Source organism: Desulfuromonadales bacterium (genome assembly GCA_035620395.1).
In the GTDB taxonomy this organism is placed as follows: Bacteria; Desulfobacterota; Desulfuromonadia; order Desulfuromonadales; family DASPGW01; genus DASPGW01.
In genome coordinates this window covers 1-2,354 of sequence record DASPGW010000126.1, presented here as the reverse complement: position 1 = coordinate 2,354, position 2,354 = coordinate 1, and the positions used below count along the sequence as shown (strand labels likewise).

Sequence of the window (2,354 nt, the reverse complement as noted above, 5' to 3'; positions counted from 1 at the left end):
CGTCGAGATCGGGCTGTGCCGTGGCGTAGAAGAAGCTCTGGGCGCCGCCCCAGCAGAATCCCATCGTTGCCAACTTGTCCGTGGCCGCCGGCAGGGTCGCTCCGTAGCGGGCCACCGCGTTCAGCACGCTGACCACCTCCGGCGGCGGGATCTCCCGCACCGCCTTGACCACATCGTCCCGGCTGGCGAAAGCTCCGGTGTCGCCGCCCCCCGGCCCTCGCCCGGTGAGGAAATCGGGGGCCATGGCGATGAATCCGGCCGCCGCCAGGCTGTCGGCGACGGCACGAATCCAGTCGGTGAGGCCGTAAACCTCGTGGATGACGATCACCACCGGCGCCTTCTCCTTGCGCTCGGGGAAGGCGACGAAGGTGGAAATCTTCCTTTCTGAACCGGGCAGGGGAATATTGACCCATTCGTGATGGCGGGGAGAAGACTCCAGGAAAGCCTTGGCGCCGGCCTCTGCGGGGGGGAGGAGGTCGGCCGCCGCGGCCGGGAGAGTGACCAGGATCAGGAAGACCAGGGTTGTCAGCAATGACGCTCGAAGAAGAGACAACGGTAGCATGGCGAACTCCTTTCCGGAAAATTCCGTCAGGGGGAATTCTCATCTCTCGGGAGAGAAGGCTATTTATGCCCCCATTATACCGCGGATGGAGAGGAGGGCGAGCTGGACTGCAAAGGGGAGGGGGCGACAAAAAAATTGCCCCGGCGTTGCTGCCGGGGCCAGAAGAGAGAGGAGTGTCTTCGCGGGTGGTGGCGATCAGTCGAGGGTTTCGGCAAGCAGTTCGATGGTGTGGGCGGCGCGGACCGCCGTCCCTTGCTTTTCCAGGCCGCCGCGGATCTGCATCAGGCAGCCGGGGCAGTCCATGGCGACGCAGGCGGCACCGGTCTTTTCGATGTCGGCCACCTTGTCGGCCAGGATGTTGCGGGCAATGTTGGGGTGGCTGGTGAAGGAGTAGGAGCCGCCGAAGCCGCAGCAGCGGTCGGCGTGCGCCATCTCCACCACTTCCCGCCCGGAGGCGGCGAGCAGCGCGCGCGGCTGCTGCCAGACGCCGGCGCCGCGTTTGAGGTGGCAGGAGTCGTGGTAGGTAACCTTGACCGGGTCGGCCAGCCCCTTGAAGGCATCGGCGGCGTTGAGGACATCGGCAATGAATTTGGCGGCGTCCATGGTGATCGCCGAGAGGCGCTCCGCCTTTTCGGCCCAGACCGGGTTGTCTCTGAGGTGGTCGACAAAGTCACGCTGCAGGGCCATGGAGCAGGTCGGGCAGGTGGTCAACACGTAGTCGGGGTTGCCGGCGAGCATCGCACTGACGTTCTGCTCCGCCAGTTCGACCGCGGTCTCCCGGTCGCCGGAGTAGAGAGCGGGGATGCCGCAGCAGTTCTGCTCCTGCGGGTAGAAGACTTCGACGCCGAGGTGGTTCATCACCTTGACCAGATCGCGACCCAGTTCGGGATAGAGAAAATCGTTGGCGCAGCCGCCGAAGAAGGCGACCCGGAAGCGGGGCTTGTCGACCTTCTGCGGGATGCTGTCGATGATGTCGCGCAGCGGCTTTTCGGCGATGGCCGGCAGGGTGCGCCATTCGGTCAGCGACGAGAAGAACATCGGCAGATGGCGGATGGTCCGTTCCCCCTTGGTCACCGGCTTCTGCAGCAGGCTGGCGGCGCGGATCAGGGTGTGGAAGAGCTTGCGGTTGCGCATCACCTTCTTGAAGACCAGCGTCTTGCCGGCGCCGATGCCTTCCTCCTCCCCGACCACCTCGCGCAGATGCAGGATGATGCTCTCCAGGTCGATCTGGCTCGGGCAGACCGCCACGCAGGCCCGGCAGCCGATGCAGGCGCGGACGATCTCCGCCGCCTTGTCGAGGCCGTGGAAGAAGGCGGTAAGGATGATGCCGATGGCACTGATGTAGATGTGCCCGAAGACATGGCCGCCGACCGTCTGGTAGACGGGGCAGACGTTGGCGCAGGCGCCGCACTTGATGCAGCGCAGCGCGTCGCGGCAGTGGGGGGAGTCGGCGAGGGCGCCGCGGCCGTTGTCGAGCAGCACGATGTGCAGCTCCTTCTCCGCCTCGCCGCAGGGGACGGCGCCGGTGATCCAGCTGACGTAGGAGGTCAGCAGCTGGCCGGTGGCATTCTTCGGCAGGACCTGCAGGATGCGGGCGGCATCCTCGAGCTTCGGCACCAGCTTCTCGATGCCGACCAGGGCGACATGGATTTTCGGCAGGGTGGTGACCAGCCGGGCGTTCCCCTCGTTGGTGACCAGGGCGATGCCGCCGGTCTCGGCGACGGCGATGTTGGCGCCGGAGATCCCCATGTCGGCATCGAGGTAACCCTGGCGCAGCTGCTCGCGGGCGACC

The 2,354-nt window shown here is 66.1% G+C and carries 2 protein-coding genes; both read right to left on the bottom strand.

Translation table 11 applies throughout. From position 1 onward, the window contains the following. A partial coding sequence (locus VD811_06915; protein HXV20703.1) for a dienelactone hydrolase family protein occupies positions 1-562 on the bottom strand: 562 nt, incomplete at its 3' end. 195 nt (positions 563-757) lie between these two features. Further along, positions 758-2,354: heterodisulfide reductase-related iron-sulfur binding cluster (locus VD811_06910; GenBank protein HXV20702.1), on the bottom strand; the 1,597-nt coding region annotated here is incomplete at its 5' end.